At 72.3% G+C, this 15,267-nt stretch carries 15 protein-coding genes and 1 pseudogene; 6 read left to right on the forward strand and 10 right to left on the reverse strand.

Going from position 1 to position 15,267, the window contains the following annotated elements; genetic code table 11:
- Positions 1–59 precede the first annotated feature (59 nt).
- From ACZ7IF_RS20060 to fahA, 3 genes are all read right to left on the reverse strand, one after another.
- The gene (locus ACZ7IF_RS20060) at positions 60–680 is read right to left on the reverse strand and encodes a hypothetical protein (protein ID WP_470972900.1); all 621 of its coding nucleotides are present in this window, start codon (positions 678–680) and stop codon (positions 60–62) included.
- Between the two features lie 102 nt (positions 681–782).
- Positions 783–1,379: a hypothetical protein gene (locus tag ACZ7IF_RS20065; protein ID WP_470972902.1), complete on the reverse strand. Its 597-nt coding sequence runs from the start codon at positions 1,377–1,379 to the stop codon at positions 783–785.
- Between the two features lie 97 nt (positions 1,380–1,476).
- Positions 1,477–2,709 (reverse strand): fumarylacetoacetase, encoded by a 1,233-nt coding sequence (gene fahA, locus ACZ7IF_RS20070; RefSeq protein ID WP_470972904.1) that lies wholly within the window; start codon positions 2,707–2,709, stop codon positions 1,477–1,479.
- Positions 2,710–2,850: 141 nt separating this feature from the next.
- On the opposite strand from fahA, the gene ACZ7IF_RS20075 reads away from it, so the two are divergent.
- The gene (locus ACZ7IF_RS20075; protein ID WP_470972906.1) at positions 2,851–3,660 is read left to right on the forward strand and encodes a Cof-type HAD-IIB family hydrolase; all 810 of its coding nucleotides are present in this window, start codon (positions 2,851–2,853) and stop codon (positions 3,658–3,660) included.
- A gap of 40 nt (positions 3,661–3,700) precedes the next feature.
- On the opposite strand, the gene ACZ7IF_RS20080 is transcribed toward ACZ7IF_RS20075, so the two are convergent.
- Both ACZ7IF_RS20080 and ACZ7IF_RS20085 read right to left on the reverse strand, forming a co-directional pair.
- On the reverse strand, positions 3,701–5,707 hold the full coding sequence (locus ACZ7IF_RS20080; RefSeq protein WP_470972908.1) for a CocE/NonD family hydrolase: 2,007 nt from the start codon (positions 5,705–5,707) through the stop codon (positions 3,701–3,703).
- A 20-nt stretch (positions 5,708–5,727) separates the two neighbouring features.
- Positions 5,728–7,245 (reverse strand): peptide MFS transporter, encoded by a 1,518-nt coding sequence (locus ACZ7IF_RS20085; protein ID WP_470972910.1) that lies wholly within the window; start codon positions 7,243–7,245, stop codon positions 5,728–5,730.
- 190 nt (positions 7,246–7,435) lie between these two features.
- Between ACZ7IF_RS20085 and ACZ7IF_RS20090 the strand changes: the two genes are divergently transcribed.
- The 4 genes from ACZ7IF_RS20090 (at position 7,436) to ACZ7IF_RS20105 (ending at position 10,616) form a co-directional block, all read left to right on the forward strand.
- Complete coding sequence (locus ACZ7IF_RS20090; protein WP_007265838.1) at positions 7,436–8,446, forward strand: polyprenyl synthetase family protein; 1,011 nt, start codon at positions 7,436–7,438, stop codon at positions 8,444–8,446.
- A 230-nt stretch (positions 8,447–8,676) separates the two neighbouring features.
- Positions 8,677–9,882, forward strand: coding sequence for a LolA family protein (locus tag ACZ7IF_RS20095; RefSeq protein ID WP_470972912.1), 1,206 nt, complete (start codon positions 8,677–8,679; stop codon positions 9,880–9,882).
- A gap of 117 nt (positions 9,883–9,999) precedes the next feature.
- Positions 10,000–10,203: a hypothetical protein gene (locus tag ACZ7IF_RS20100; RefSeq protein ID WP_361608417.1), complete on the forward strand. Its 204-nt coding sequence runs from the start codon at positions 10,000–10,002 to the stop codon at positions 10,201–10,203.
- Entirely contained in the window at positions 10,200–10,616 is a 417-nt protein-coding gene (locus ACZ7IF_RS20105) for a hypothetical protein (protein WP_470972914.1), read from the forward strand. Before ACZ7IF_RS20100 ends, ACZ7IF_RS20105 begins: the two co-directional genes overlap by 4 nt.
- Here ACZ7IF_RS20105 and ACZ7IF_RS20110 read toward each other — a convergent pair.
- From ACZ7IF_RS20110 to ACZ7IF_RS20125, 4 genes are all read right to left on the reverse strand, one after another.
- Positions 10,590–10,988 carry a hypothetical protein gene (locus tag ACZ7IF_RS20110; protein ID WP_470972916.1) on the reverse strand — a complete coding sequence of 133 codons (399 nt, stop codon included), beginning with the start codon at positions 10,986–10,988 and terminating at the stop codon, positions 10,590–10,592. The genes ACZ7IF_RS20105 and ACZ7IF_RS20110 overlap by 27 nt on opposite strands.
- 57 nt (positions 10,989–11,045) lie before the next feature.
- On the reverse strand, positions 11,046–12,362 hold the full coding sequence (locus tag ACZ7IF_RS20115) for a M28 family metallopeptidase (RefSeq protein ID WP_470972918.1): 1,317 nt from the start codon (positions 12,360–12,362) through the stop codon (positions 11,046–11,048).
- 217 nt (positions 12,363–12,579) lie between these two features.
- Positions 12,580–13,596 (reverse strand): EamA family transporter RarD, encoded by a 1,017-nt coding sequence (gene rarD / locus ACZ7IF_RS20120; RefSeq protein WP_470972920.1) that lies wholly within the window; start codon positions 13,594–13,596, stop codon positions 12,580–12,582.
- Positions 13,597–13,729: 133 nt separating this feature from the next.
- The gene (locus ACZ7IF_RS20125; protein WP_470972922.1) at positions 13,730–14,584 is read right to left on the reverse strand and encodes an NAD(P)H-binding protein; all 855 of its coding nucleotides are present in this window, start codon (positions 14,582–14,584) and stop codon (positions 13,730–13,732) included.
- Between the two features lie 106 nt (positions 14,585–14,690).
- On the opposite strand from ACZ7IF_RS20125, the gene ACZ7IF_RS20130 reads away from it, so the two are divergent.
- Positions 14,691–15,068, forward strand: a complete 378-nt coding sequence (locus tag ACZ7IF_RS20130; RefSeq protein WP_470972924.1) for a winged helix-turn-helix transcriptional regulator — start codon at positions 14,691–14,693, stop codon at positions 15,066–15,068.
- A gap of 34 nt (positions 15,069–15,102) precedes the next feature.
- Here ACZ7IF_RS20130 and ACZ7IF_RS20135 read toward each other — a convergent pair.
- A pseudogene (locus ACZ7IF_RS20135) lies at positions 15,103–15,267 on the reverse strand (2-oxoacid:ferredoxin oxidoreductase subunit beta); the annotation flags it as partial.

Here is a 15,267-nt window from a genome sequence, read left to right on the forward strand (position 1 = left end):
GGACGGAAGGGCCCGGCCCCCTCGGGGGCCGGGCCCTTCGCCGTGCGGGCGGGGGCCGGCTAGTGGCCGTGCGCGTGCGCCGGGGTGGTGGTTCCCGTGGCCGGGGTCTTCTTCGGGGGGCAGGTCAGCGCGGGGTTCCAGTTGTGGAAGCGGCCGGCCGGGTTGTCCGCGTACGCCCACATGTGGAGGTCGTAGTGCTTGGGCATGCCCGCCCAGTGGCCGGGCATCGGGCCGTCGAACGGCAGCCCGAACATGGTGGGCCGGTCGTCGGTGGTCTTCAGGTCCTGGTCCCGGTCGGCGGACATCCACTCCACCGTCTGGAGCTTGCGCCGGCCCTTGCTGTCCTTGTGGGTGCTGTAGAGGAGCGCGGTCGGCCTGGCGGGGTCCTTCGAACCCCAGTTGGACTCCTTGACGTAGTGGTAGCCCATGGTGCCGACCCCGAACGGGTTGGTCATGCACTCCTGGCCGTGCGGGACGTACCCGTCCTTGAGGGCCTGGCGCTCGTCCACGTACTTGGCGGTCACCGCGATCGCCGTGGCCATGTCGCGCATGGCCTGCGCGTTGCGGGGGTCGGGCGCCGGGCCGTCGACCGCCTGCGCCGGGGGCAGGGCGGCCAGGAGCAGGGACGCGCCGGCGACGGCACAGGCGAGCAGGGCCTTCGGGCTGCGGTGCACGGACATGGGAGCTCCTGGTGGTTCGGGGCCTGTCCCGGAGGGGCTTTCGTTCGTCCACCTTCGCGGCGGGGCCGCGGCCGTGCACGCGGCGGGATGCCAAACGGGGGGTCAGGAAGGGGAGGCGGCCGGGGGAGCGGCGGGTACGGCGGGTACGGCGGGGCGCGGCCGGGTGGTGCCGGGGCGGCAGACGACCTTCGGGTTGAAGGGCTCGAACCGCCCGGAGGGGTTCCGCTTCCACAGCCACAGGTGCAGCGAGTAGTGCACCTTCTGGCCCGCGTACCGGGCGGGCAGCGGGCCGCGGAAGGGCTGCCCGAACAGGGAGGGGCGGTCGTCGTCGGTGTCCGTGCGGCCGTCGCGGTCCACGACCATCCATTCGAGGCCCGCCAGCCGCCAGTGTCCCGCGCCGTCGCCCTCGTAGAGCAGGGCCGTGGGCTTCTTGGGGTCGGTGGAGCCGTCGTAGGCGTGGTTGAAGTGCGGGTAGCCGAGGGCCCCGCCGCCTTCACCCGGATTGACCACGCAGTACTTGTCCGGGACGTAGCCGGCGGCGACGGCCAGCCGGTGCTCGCGGTACTTGGCGGTCGCCATGAAGGTCGCGGCCAGTTGGGCGGTGGGCGTGGCCGTCGGGGCGGCGGGGGCCGCGCCGAGCGTGAGGGAGGCGGTGGCCGCGAGGGCCAGGGGGGCGAGTCTTGCGGTACGAGGGGCCATGCGAGCAGGGTCACCTCGGCCCCGGACCCCCGCCACCCGGGCGGCGCGGGCGGAGTAGGGGCGGCGGGAGACCCGCCGCCCCTACCCCGTCCCGTCCTCAGGCCTGCGGGGCGGCGGTGATGCGGCCGGTGACCTCGCCGAGGCCGACGCGGGTGCCGTCGGCGCCGGGGGCCCACGCGGTGAGGGTGACGGTGTCGCCGTCCTCCAGGAAGGTGCGCTTGCCGTCGGCGAGCTCGACGGCGTCACGGCCGTTCCAGGTGAGCTCCAGCAGGGAACCGCGCTCGTCGACCTCCGGGCCGCTGACCGTGCCGGAGCCGTACACGTCGCCGGTGCGCAGCGAGGCGCCGTTGACGGTCATGTGGGCCAGCTGCTGGGCGGCGGTCCAGTACATCGAGGCGAACGGCGGCCGGGCCACCTCCTGCCCGTTGATGGAGACCGTGATGCGCAGGTCGAAGCCGCCGGGGCGGTCGACGTCGGAGTCGTCCAGGTAGGGCAGCAGCGGGAAGTCCCGGGCCGGCGGGGCGACGCGGGCCGCGTCCAGGGCCTCCAGGGGGGTCACCCAGGCGGAGACGGAGGTCGCGAACGACTTGCCGAGGAAGGGGCCGAGCGGCACGTACTCCCAGGCCTGGATGTCGCGCGCGGACCAGTCGTTGAGGAGGAACAGCCCGAAGACGTGGTCCTCGAAGTCGCCGAGCGCGACCGGACGGCCCATCTGCGAGGGGGTGCCGACGACGAAGCCGACCTCGGCCTCGATGTCGAGCTTCACGGACGGCCCGAAGACCGGCGCGGGGTCGGTGGGCGCCTTGCGCTGCCCCGAGGGCCGCACTACGTCCGTGCCCGAGACCACGATCGTCCCCGACCGGCCGTGGTAACCGATCGGCAGGTGCTTCCAGTTGGGGGTGAGCGCGTCCCCGTCCGGGCGGAAGATCCGTCCGACATTGGTGGCGTGGTGCTCGCTCGCGTAGAAGTCGACGTAGTCGGCGACCTGGTACGGCAGGTGCAGGATGACGTCGTCGAGCGGCAGGAGGTGCGGCTCGACCGTCCCGCGGTGACCGGGGTCGGTGACCCAGGCGGTCAGCGCGCGGCGCACGTCGCGCCAGGCGGTGCGGCCGGCTGCCAGCAGCGGGTTGAGCGAACCCTGGGCGAGCAGCCCGGCGTACGGGGACCCGAGCGCGACGGCCACGGCCCCCGCGTCGAGCACGTACCCGCCGATGCGCACGCCGACCCGGCGGCGCTCCGGCTCCGCCGGGGTGGAGAAGACGCCGTAGGGGAGGTTGTGCGGCCCGAACGGGTCGCCCTCGGGGACATCGAGGGGGCTCTGCTGGGGCATGGGGTGCTGCCTCGCTTTCGAGGGGGGCCGGGGGTGTCCCGGGGGCTGGCTGACACGTTACGTGGCCTGTGGGGTCTGTGGGAGGCCGGATTCGGGCGCTATTTGTAGGACTTGTCCAAAGGGGTCCGTATCCTTGGCGGGGTGACTTCCGCCCTCCCCTATGCCTTGATCGCCACCGACCTGGACGGGACTCTGCTGCGCGCCGGTGACACCGTTTCCGCCCGCTCGTGCGCGGCGCTCGCGACGGCGCGCGCGGCCGGCGCCCGGCACATCGTCGTCACCGGGCGCCCGGTCCCACAGATCCGGCACGTCCTGGACGACCTTGGTTACTCGGGGCTCGCGGTGTGCGGACAGGGCGCGCAGGTGTACGACGCGGCGCGCGGAATCCTGCTGCACTCCGTCGCGATGGACCGGGGTCTGGCCGAGGTGGCACTCGGGAAGATCGAGGCGGAGATCGGCGAGGTGTACGTGGCCGTCAACCAGGAGGGGCTGGACGCGGAGATGCTGGTGGGCCCTGGCTACCGGATGCCGCACCCGCACCTCCCGATGGTGCGGGTCCGCGGGCGCGGCGAGCTGTGGTCGTCGCCGATCAACAAGGTGCTGCTCCAGCATCCGCGGCTGGACGACGACGAACTGACGCGGGTGGCGCGGTCGGTGGTCGGCGACCTGGTGAACGTCACCATGGCGGGGGAGCACACGGTGGAACTCCAGCCGCCGGGCGTCGACAAGGCGACGGGGCTCGCACGGGCGGCGTCGGTGCTGGAGGTCGCGGCGGAGTCGACGATCGCCTTCGGCGACATGCCGAACGACGTCCCGATGTTCGAGTGGGCCGCGCACGGGGTGGCGATGGCCAACGCCCACCGGGAACTGATCGCCGTCGCGGACGAGGTCACCCTGTCGAACGAGGCGGACGGCATCGCGGTCGTCCTGGAGCGGCTGTACGCCCCTTGACGCGGCGCCGAGCCGTGCGAGCGGTGCGTCGAAAGGGCGCTCAGCCCGCCGCGCGGGGGAGGCGGCGCCGCCAGGTGCGGTGGAAGAGGACCTCGTCGCCCTCGCGGCACACGACCTCGTTCTCCGTCAGGAAGCCGCCCTCGTCGCACGAGATCTCCGACCGGGTCTCCACCCGCGCGTCCCAGCCCTCCTCCGGCCGGTGCAGCCGGATCCGCCACTCGGAGAGGGTGCGGGCGGAGAGGGGGTCCGCCTGCTGGATCTCGTAGACCTCCGCCGCGTCCTCCTCGTACTCCAGCCCGTCCGGGTAGACCCGGGTCCCCCCGTACCGGGGGTCCACCTCCAGCCGCCACACCCCGCGCGCGACGTCACGTACGACGACCCGCTCCGGGCGCGGCGCGTCCAGCGTCTCCGGGTGCGCCACCCCCAGCGGCTCCGCCTGCTCCGGCGGCTCGAAGGCGATCCCCGCGTCGAGGGGGGAGGCCGAGCCGCGGATCGGGAGTTCCAGGGTGCTGCCCGCGGGGTCCAGGGTCCAGCCGGCCTCCGAGCCGGCCCGCGGCCAGATCCACGGCCAGTACGCGGAGGAGAGCGCGAGCCGGATCCGGTGCCCCGGCGGGAAGGAGTGGCCGATGCCGTTCAGCTCGAAGGTGACGTCCTCGTACGAGCCCACCCGCCACGGCACCGCCCGCTCCCGCCCCTGCCGCGCCGACAGGTTCAGGGCGCCCCGCGTGACCAGCGTTGACGCCCCGTCGGGGGCGACGTCGCAGAGCCGGGCCACGACCTGCCCGTACGGGACGTCCATCCGCAGCCGCAGGGTGACCGAGGGCCGGCCCAGGATCTCCACGGGCTCGCCGTCGGCCACCGGGAACTCGAAGCAGGCCGACTTCGCGTCCTCCTCCCGCTGGTCCGGCGGCAGGTCGGCGGCGTTGCCGAAGGGGAAGAAGCGCCCGGCGTCCAGGCCGGTGTGCTGCGGCGAGGCCACGGCCACCGGCGCGCCCTGGAGCCCGTACGAGACGGGCACGACCGAGGGAGACGGCCACGCCTTCTCGCCGACCCAGCGGCCCGGCAGTTCCTCGTACACGGTGGCGGGCGGGTGCGACCCGCTGATCCACGCGCGCAGCAGGGGCTCGTCCATCACCCCGTTGTCGGCGCCCTTCAGCCAGTGGTCCCACCAGCGCAGGGTTTCCTGGAGGAAGCCGATCGCCGGCCCCGGTGGCAGCCCCCGGTCGGGGTACTGGTGCGACCAGGGCCCGATCAGGCCGCGCACGCGGGAGGCGGGCAGGCGGGAGACCAGCCGCAGCACCGTGTCCCGGTAGGGGTCGTGCCAGCCGCCCACCGCGAGCACCGCCGCGCCGATCGCCGCGTAGTCCTCGCAGACGCTGCCGTGGCGCCAGTAGGCGTCGCGGGTCTGGTGCGAGAGCCAGGTGTGGATCAGCGGTTCCACGCCCTCCAGCCGGTCCAGCCACTGCTCCCGCCAGCCCTCGCCGGCGTAGCGCGGGTCCGGCGGGCGGGAGGCGAAGGCCAGCATGGTGGCGGCCCAGGCGTGCATGTCCACGGCGAGCACCGACCCGCCCATGTAGTGGACGTCGTTGTCGTAGCGGTCGTCCGTCGAGCAGACGGTGACGACGGCCTTCAGCGCCTCGGGCGCGAGGGCGGCGATCTGGAGGCTGTTGAAGCCGCCCCAGGAGATGCCGAACATCCCCACCGCCCCCGTGCACCACGGCTGCGCCGCCAGCCACTCCACCACCGCGACCCCGTCGGCCAGTTCCCGCGCGTCGTACTCGTCGCCGGGCCGGCCCCCGCTGCACCCGTGTCCGCGGACGTCCACCCGTACGGAGGCGTAGCCGTGCCCGGCGTACCAGGGGTGGCGCTGGCGGTCGCGGGGCGCGGTCCAGTCGGTCAGCCGGTACGGGAGGTACTCCAGCAGGGCCGGCACGGGCTCGTCCGTCACCGGGCGCCAGACGCGGGCGTACAGCTCGACCCCGTCCGGCATCGGGATCCGGACATCCTCGTGGGCGGTGGCGTACGGGAAGTCGGTACGGATGATCATCGGGTTCCTTCACCGGCCCCTCAGTGGACGGGATGCATCGTGCGGCGCAGCCAGGGCGCCGCGGCGACCACGGTCAGGCCGGCGGCGACCGCGACGGCGCCGTTGACGCCGAAGTACACGGGGTTGGAGACCTGGCCGTACAGCTTGACCACCTGGGCCTGGATGCCGTTGGCGAGGGCCAGGGACAGGAACCACAGGGCCATCGTCTGGCTCGCGTACGCGCTGGGGGCGAGCTTCGTGGTGGCGGACATCCCGGAGGTCTCCAGGAGCACGTCTCCCAGGCCGAGCAGCAGGTAGGAGCCGACGATCCACCAGGCGGCCATCCGGTGGGAGTCCCCGTCGTGGCCGGAGGTCGGCCAGACCATCAGCAGGAAGGACAGCCCGCCCAGGACGACGCCGATGGCGATCTTGTTGGAGGCGTGCGGCTGGCGGCGGCCCATCCGCACCCACAGCGCCGCCACCACCGGGGCGAGCGCCACCTCGAAGGCGCCGAGCGCCGAGGCGTACCAGCCGGCGGGGAAGCGGAAGCCGAGGATCTCGGTCCGGGCGTTCGTCGAGGCCAGCAGCATCATCGTCGAGTAGGCCTGGAAGAGGATGAAGTTGAAGGCGACGGAGGCGAGGAAGAGCACCACGTACGGGCGAAGGCGTCCGCGCTCTTCGGGGGTCACCCGTGGGCTGCGGAACATGAGCGCGAAGTAGACGACCGGGGCGATCACCGAGACGAGGGTCAGCAGGTCGACGAAACGGCCCATCGTCAACCAGCCGATACCCGCCAGGAGGGTGGCGAGTGCGGCGAAGGCGACGCACCCTCCGGCGATCCGCCGGACGGCGGTGCGCATCGCGTCGGGGGCCAGGGCGTACTCGGCGGAGTGCTTGCGTCCGGCGAGGTGGCGGCGTCCGAGGACGTACTGGACCAGGCCCGCGGTCATGCCGACGGCGGCGGCGGAGAAGCCCCAGTGCCAGCCCTGGTGTTCGCCGAGCCAGCCGGTGACCAGCGGTCCGGCGAAGGCGCCGATGTTGATGCCCGTGTAGTAGAGGGCGAAGCCGGCGTCGCGCCGCTCGTCGTCCGTCCGGTACAGCTTGCCGACCATGCTGGCCACGTTGGGCTTGAGCAGGCCGGTGCCCGCGCTGATCAGGCCGAGGCCGGTCCAGGTCATGGCGGCGGTGGGCACGGCCATGGCGTAGTGGCCGCAGGCGATCAGGATGCCGCCGGCCAGGACGGCGCGGTAGGAGCCGAGGATCCGGTCGGCGAGCCAGCCTCCGGCCACGGAGACGAGGTAGACCATGGTCCCGTAGGCCGCCGAGACGGAGGCGGCGGTGGCCGGGTCCATCCCGAGGCCGCCGTGCGCCACCGTGTCCGCGAAGTAGAGGACGAGGATGGCCTGCATGCCCAGGAAGGAGAACCGCTCCCAGACCTCCAGCCCGGAGAGCGTGGCCAGGCCCCTGGGGTGCCCGAGGAAGGCGTGGCCGTCCGAGGGCGGCGGCTGGTCCGCCCCGGGGTCCGCGGGCTCGTCCGTATCGGCGGTAGTTCTGGACAAAACGTATTCTCCGGTTGTTTCGGCTTCCAACGAACATACCGGGGTGGATCGGACCGCGCGTGTGCGGCAACCGGACAGGCGCTCTCGGTGATCGAAAACAGACCGGATACGCTGGCTTGAGTGATGGCAGCGACACATCGACAATCCATGTGATCGTCAGCGTGATCGTCAGCAGACAGGAGTACCCCTCGTGACCGTCGTCGGGCCGTTCGGACTGAGCGTGCGGGACCAGGCTCTTGAGACCGATGTCCAGGCCGGACTGGCCGCCGTCGAGGCGGGTCTGCTGGAGGCCACCAAGAGCGAAGTCCCCTTCATCACCGAGGCCGCGCAGCATCTGGTGCGCGCCGGAGGCAAGCGGTTCAGGCCGCTGCTGGTGATGCTGGCCTCCCGCTTCGGCGACCCCTACGCGCCCGGCATCGTGCCGTCCGCGGTGGTCGTGGAGCTCACCCACCTGGCGACGCTCTACCACGACGACGTCATGGACGAGGCGGACGTACGCCGCGGGGTGGAGAGCGCCAACACCCGCTGGGGCAACTCCGTGGCGGTCCTGACGGGTGACTTCCTGTTCGCCCGTGCGTCGCACATCCTCGCGGACCTCGGGCCGGAGGCCGTGCGCATCCAGGCCGAGGCTTTCGAGCGGCTCGTGACGGGCCAGATCCTGGAGACGGCCGGTCCGCGCGACGGCCGCGACCCGGTCGCGCACTACCTGGACGTCATCGCCGGCAAGACCGGCTCGCTGATCGCCGTCTCCGGCCGCTTCGGCGCGCTGATGTCCGGCGCCGACGAGTCCGTCGTCGACATCCTGACCCAGTACGGCGAGCGCCTCGGCACCGCCTTCCAGCTCGCCGACGACGTCCTCGACATCGCCTCCGACTCGCACGAGTCCGGCAAGACCCCGGGCACCGACCTGCGCGAGGGCATCCCGACCCTGCCCGTGCTGCGGCTGCGCGAGATGGCCGAGCGGGACCGGCGCCCCGAGGACCTGGAGCTCGTCGCCCTGCTGGACGGCGACCTCACGGACGACGCCCGGCACGCCGAGGTGCTCGCCCGGCTGCGGGTGCACCCCGCGCTGGAGCAGGCCCGCCGCGACACCGTCCAGTACGCGGAGGACGCGCGCGCCACGCTCGCCCCGCTGCCGGAGTGCTTCGCGAAGTCGGCGCTGGAAGAGCTGTGCGACGCGGTGGTCCACCGCGCGGGCTGACCCCTGCGGTACTGCTTGTGGAACGGGCCCCTCCGCCTCCGCGACCCCTACGGGTCGGGGGCGAGGGGCCCTTCCCGTGTCATCCCACGGTCGTACGCGGAGTTGATTCCGGGGACTGACGCCCCCGCCTCCCCGATTTGGTCAGATGGAGTCATCGAACCCCACCGGATCGGGTGAGCGCGGCGCCACGGGGGCCCCGCCGCCGAAGACACAGAGGGCAGGGCATTCAGATGGCAGCGAACACGAAGACCACGCGCAAGGCCGCCCGGTACGCCGTACCGGTAGCCGTGGCGGGTGTCGCGGCGGCAACCGCCGCGATGGTCCCGGCCTTCGCCAACGCCGGAGGCCCGGACCTGCCCAAGGTGACGGCGCAGCAGCTGATCGAGAAGGTCGCGGCCTCCGACGCGCAGCAGCTCTCCGGCACCGCCAAGATCACCACCGACCTCGGCCTGCCGAAGATCGCCTCCGGGCTGCTGGGCGGCGGCGGGGTCGCGGGAGGCTCGGCCAACCCGGAGGACAAGATCGCGCAGCTGGCGAACGGGACGCACACCTTCCGCGTCGCGGCCGACGGCCCCGACCGCCAGAAGCTGACCTTCCTCGACGGCAAGGACGAGTACACCCTCGTCCACAACGGCCAGGACGTCTGGGGCTACGACTCCAAGTCCAACGAGGTCTTCCACGACAAGGACGCCCAGGGCGCCGGCCAGGACCACAAGAAGACCGCCGAGCGCCTCCCGGCCTCGCCGCAGGAGCTGGCGCAGGAGGTCCTCAAGGCCGCCGGCCCCACCACCGACATCAGCGTGGGCGACACCGCGCAGGTCGCCGGGCGCGACGCCTACCAGCTGGTCCTCAAGCCCAAGCAGAGCGGCTCCACCGTCGGCTCCGTGCAGATCGCGGTCGACGCCAAGAACGGCGTGCCGCTGCGCATCCAGCTGCTGTCCAGCCAGGGCGGCAAGCCGATCGTCGACGCGGGCTTCACCCAGGTGGACTTCGCCAAGCCGGCCGCCGACGCCTTCGCCTTCACCCCGCCGAAGGGCGCCAAGGTGACCGAGGGCACCGAGCACGGCAAGGGGCGGAAGGACGACAAGCCGCTCAAGGCGCTGGAGTCCTTCCCCGGCCTCGGTGACCTGGCCGGCGGGGCGGGCGGCAAGGGCGACGTGAAGGTCCTCGGCGAGGGCTGGTCCACGGTGGCGCGGATCGACAGCGGCGCCGGCCAGGCAGGCAAGTCCCTCAAGGACCTGGAGAACGACAAGAACGCGCCCAAGGAAGCCAAGCAGTTCCTGAACTCCCTCGGGGACAAGGTCACCGGGAAGTTCGGCGAGGGCCGGGTCTTCTCCACCCGGCTGGTCAACGCGCTGATCACGGACGACGGCAAGGTCTACGTCGGCGCGGTCACCAAGGACCAGCTGGTCAAGACGGCCGACTCCGCCAAGTAGCCGCCACGTAGCCGAAGCACCGCGAGGCGACGCGAGGGTGGCCCGGGACCTGTGTCCCGGGCCACCCTTGTGCCGTTCCCCTCCTGTGTACAGCGCAGCCGCTGTACCGTGATGGACATGTCGAGACACGTCACCATCCGCCTGGACGAAGAGTTCCATGAACGCCTCAAGGCGCGCGCGGCGGCGTTGGGGACGACGGTCACCGCGCTCATCACCGAGGTCACGGAACGCGAACTCGACGAGGACCGCAAGACGTTCCTCACCGGTATAGAGGAGTTCGCCGACCACTGGGGCTACTTCCAGGAGCGGTTCGGCAATTGAAGATCACCATGGAGTGGGCCTGGACCGCGCTGGCCCACCATCTGCCGTCGGATCCCGCCGTATGGGACCCCTCCGGGGTGGCCGCCGCCGTCGCCCGGCACCAGAACGACCTGGTCATGGTCCCCGAGCAGCCCGCCCCCGACACCGCCTGGCGTGCCGCGGCCTTCCTGCACACGCTCGCCGTCTGCCCCGCGCTGGAATCCCCGATGAACGAGTTCTACGCGGCCGCCGCGACCCGCTCGTACCTGCGGGTGGCCGGCGCGAAGCAGCTGCCCTCGCCCGAGGAGCTCGGCGACCTGGTGGAGGCCGCGAAGCTGGGCCGCGCGGACCTGGCCGCGGTCGCCCAGGAGCTGCGCGCCCGCATCCAGGAGCCCCTGTCCGCCTCGCTACGCCCCGGCGCGGAGGAGGCGTAGCACCATCGGGGCCTCGTCGGGGTGCAGCCGCAGCTCGGTGGCGCCGTCCTCGGAGCGGAAGGCGACGCTGAGCTCGTCGGCGGACACCGGCTCCAGGGGCGGGAACTCCGCCCGCCGGGCGTCCGGGGCGCCCTTCGCCCGCCATCGGACGGGCCCGGCCGCGCCGCCCGGCGGCAGCTCCAGCAGGCCCTCGCACCACCGGCCGGCGGTGAGCCCGCGGTCCCGCAGATCGCAGGGCACCCCTACGGCGACCCCCCGCGCGTGGTCCGCGAGCCGCCGGAGCCGCCGCCTTCTGCGCACCAGGAGTGCGGGGTTGAGGGCGGCGGCGGCCTGCGCGAGCAGGGTGAACAGGGCGGCGATCAGCTCCGGCATGATCCGATCAGATCACGCCGGAGCCCTAGAGGTCTAGACCAGTCTGCCGGTTCGCGGTCAGAAAGTGATCTTCCAGCTGTTGATGTAGCCCACGTCCTGCGCGGCCACGTCCTTGACCTGGAGCTTCCAGACGCCGTTGGCGACCTCGCTGGAGGCGTTCACCGTGTAGCTGGTGACCAGGTTGTCGGCGGAGTCCGAGCTGGAGTTCTTCAGCCGGTACGCCGTCCCGTCCGGGGCGATCAGGTCGATGACCAGGTCGCCGCGGTAGGTGTGGACGATGTTCACGTCGACCTTGGTGGTGGCCGGCGCGTTGCCCGTGACGCCCGAGACCGTGATCGGCGAGGTCACCGCGGCGGCGGGGGAGTCCGGGATGTTCACGTCCGTCGTGTTCTCGAAGGACGGGCCCGGCGGGACCGGGGTGGCCGCCCCGAGGTTCCAGATCGCGTAGGCGATGGCGTCGGCGTTGCGGTCCAGGGCGGTGTCGTTGATGTTCGCCGTGGTGTCGCAGGACGAGTGGTAGCAGCGGTCGAAGGCCTGGCCGGAGGTGCCGCCCCACTTCTGGGCCTGGGCGGCCGTCTTGGTGTAGTCGGCGCCGGAGAACAGGCCGCCGACCGGGATCCCGGCGTTCTTGAACGGCGCGTGGTCGGAGCGGCCGTCGCCCTCGGTCTCGATCTCGGTGGGGATGCCGAGGCCCGCGTAGTAGTTCTTGAAGGTCTGCTCGATCGTCGGGTCGTCGTCGTAGACGAAGTAGCCCGGGTTCGGCGAGCCGATCATGTCGAAGTTCAGGTAGCCGGAGATCTTCGCCTTCTCCGCCGCCGGCAGGCTGTTGACGTAGTACTTCGAGCCGACCAGGCCCAGCTCCTCCGCGCCCCACCAGCCGAAGCGCAGGTGCTTCGTCGGCTGGAGGTTCGCGCGGGACACCGCGAGCGCGGCCTCCAGGACGGCCGCCGAGCCGGAGCCGTTGTCGTTGATGCCGGGGCCCGAGGTCACCGAGTCCAGGTGGGAGCCGGACATCAGGACCGAGTTCGGGTCGCCGCCCGGCCAGTCGGCTATCAGGTTGTAGCCGGTCGCGCCGCTGGAGGTGAAGGTCTGCAGGCTGGTGGTGAAGCCCGCGGCGTCCAGCTTGGCCTTCACGTAGTCGATCGAGGCCTTGTAGCCGGCCCGGCCGTGGGCGCGGTTGCCGCCGTTGTTGGTGGCGATGGTCTGGAGCTGCGACAGGTGCGCCTTGACGTTGGCCAGCGGGATGTCGGGCGGAGTCGGCGCGGCGGTGACGGCCGTGGGCGCCGCGAGCGCGGCGGGAGAGGTGGCGGCCAGCAGCCCCGCGACCGCGATCGCGGACGCGGCGGCAAGGCGCCGGGAGACGGACAGGCTCATGTGGGGGCTCCGGGATTCCGTTGGGATGATCCGTTGGGGATGAGACGGAACGTGCGGGAATCGTGCAGGTGAGCGTTGGTGCGTCAGTGCGAGCCTGATGTTCAGCGAGAGTATGACTATCCGTCAAGACCACAATCCGGTCAGGGTAGTTCGGAAAACGGACGATCCCCGGTACGGATGTTCCGTACCGGGGATCGTGTGGTGTATCGGTATGCGGTTACGCCGGTTCGCGGCTCGGCGCCGGATCCGTACCCGGCGCGGCCGGAGCCCCTCCGGGGCCGGCCCCCGATGCGGACGCGGACACGGCCTCGGCCGCCGCCGTGGCGGACGCTTCGGCGAGCAGGGCCCGCGAACGCCGGGCCGTCCGCAGCGCGTCCCAGGTCAGCAGCACCAGCGCGGCCCAGACGAGTGAGAAGCCGGCCCATCGCTCCGGCGGCATCGCCTCGTGGAAGTAGACGACCCCGAGCGCGAACTGGAACACCGGCGCCAGGTACTGGAGCAGCCCCAGCGTGGACAGCGGCACCCGGATCGCGGCCGCCCCGAAGCAGACCAGCGGGATCGCGGTGACCAGCCCGGTCGCGGCCAGCAGCGCCGAGTGCCCGAGCCCTTCTGCGGCGAAGGTGGACCGCCCCTGGACCCCCAGCCACACCAGGTAGACCAGTGCGGGCAGGAACTGCAGGGCCGTCTCGGCGGCCAGCGACTCCAGCCCGCCCATGTCGAGCTTCTTCTTGATCAGCCCGTAGGCGGCGAAGGAGAAGGCCAGCGTGAGGGAGATCCACGGCAGCCGCCCGTAGCCGACGGACAGCACCAGCACGGCGGCGAAGCCGATCCCGACCGCCGCCCACTGGGCCCGGCGCAGCCGCTCGCCCAGCACCAGGACGCCGATGGCGATGGTGACCAGCGGGTTGATGAAGTAGCCGAGGCTGGCCTCGACGACCTGGCCGTTGTTGACCGCCCAGATGTAGAGGCCCCAGTTCACGCTGATCACGGCCGCCGCCAGGGCTGTCAGCCCGAGCTTGCGCGGCTGCCGGGCGATCTCGGCGATCCAGCCCCAGCGGCGCAGCGCGAGGAGCGCGATGCCGACCACGGCCAGCGACCAGACCATGCGGTGGGCGAGGATCTCGATCGCCCCGGAGGGCTTGAGCAGGGGCCAGAAGAGGGGGACGAGCCCCCACATCCCGTATGCGCCGAATCCGTAGAGCAAACCCGTGCGCTGCTCGTTCTCTGCCTTCACGGGCCCTCCAGTGCGACTTCCGGCCAATCTCACAACCTCACGACGGTATCGCCGTACGGCGCCGCTGTCATGCCCGTTCTGGGGAGATACTCATGACATCGTGGGGGCGGAAGTGCCCGGGCCGACGGCCGGATCAGGCCAGGGCGGTGGCGATGGCCTCGGCCACCGGCGTCGTCGGCCGCCCGATCAGGCGCGACAGGTCGCCGCTGGTCCCCGCCAGCCGGCCGCGCGAGATCGCCGCGTCCACGTCGACGAGGATCGCCGCGAAGGGCTCGGGCACCCCGGCGCCGGTCAGCACCGTCAGGTGCGCGTCGGCCGGGACGGCGGCGTACGAGACCTCGCGGCCGGACTGCCGCGCCACCTCGTCCGCGTACTCGGCCAGGCTCCAGGCGGTGTCCCCGGACAGCTCGTAGACCCGGCCCAGGTGGCCCTCGCCGGTCAGTACCGCCGCGGCGGCCGCCGCGTAGTCGGCCCGCGCCGCCGAGGCGATCCGGCCCTCGCCGGCGCTGCCGACGACCGCGCCGTGCTCCAGGACGGCGGGGAGCTGGGCGGTGTAGTTCTCGTGGTACCAGCCGTTGCGCAGGAAGGTGTGGGGGAGTCCGGAGTCGATGATCGCCTGCTCGGTGGCCTTGTGCTCGGCGGCCAGCTCGAAGTCCGCCTCGGGCCCGCCGAGGATGCCGGTGTAGGCCAGCTGGGCGACCCCGGCCGCCGCGGCGGCCCCGATCACGGCGGTGTGCTGCGGGATCCGCCGCCCGACCTCGCTGCCGGAGATCAGCAGGACCCGGTCGCCGGCCCGGAAGGCGCCGGCGAGGGCGGCCGGGTCGTCGTAGTCGGCGATCCGTACGTCGATGCCGCGCGCGGCCAGGCCGGCGGCCTTCTCGGCGCTGCGTACGACCACGGCCAGCTCGGTGGCCGGGACCCGGTGCAGCAGCTCCTCGACGACGAGGCGGCCGAGGGATCCGGTGGCTCCGGTGACGACGATGCTCATGATGCGCTCCTGGTGCGTGGGTTTTCGGGGTCCTTCGTGGTGATGACACCAGCGTATGGAGAGCGCTAACTATTCGTAAGTACCCACTTCAAAGTAAGGTACTGGTATGGACGTAAGTGTGAAGCCCGTGAGCGTGAAAGCCCCGATGTGCCCGTCGCGCGGGATCCTGGAGCACGTCACCAGCCGCTGGGGCGTACTGGTCCTCGCCGCCCTGGTGGAGCGCTCGTACCGGTTCAGCGAGCTGCGCCGGGAGGTGGGCGGGGTCAGCGAGAAGATGCTCGCCCAGACCCTCCAGACGCTGGAGCGCGACGGCTTCGTACTGCGCCACGCGCACCCGGTGATCCCGCCGCACGTGGACTACTCCCTGACGGAGCTGGGCCGGGAGGCCGCCGAGCAGGTGTGGGCCCTGGCCCGCTGGACGGAACGCCGCACCGGCGAGGTGCAGCGGGCCCGGGCGGCGTACGACGAAGCCCGGACCCCGTAGCGGGGTCCGGGCTCGCGTTCGCGGGCCGGGCGCGTCAGCCGATCACGGTCCAGGTGTCGGAGCCGGCCAGCAGGGTCGCCAGGTCGCCCTTGCCGCGCTGGTCGACGGCCGCGTCGAGCTGGTCGGCCATGAGGGTGTCGTAGACGGGCCGCTGGACGCTCCGGAAGACGCCGATGGGTGTCTGGTGGAGGGTGTCGGG

It is taken from the genome of Streptomyces sp. NPDC037421, from assembly GCF_055602105.1.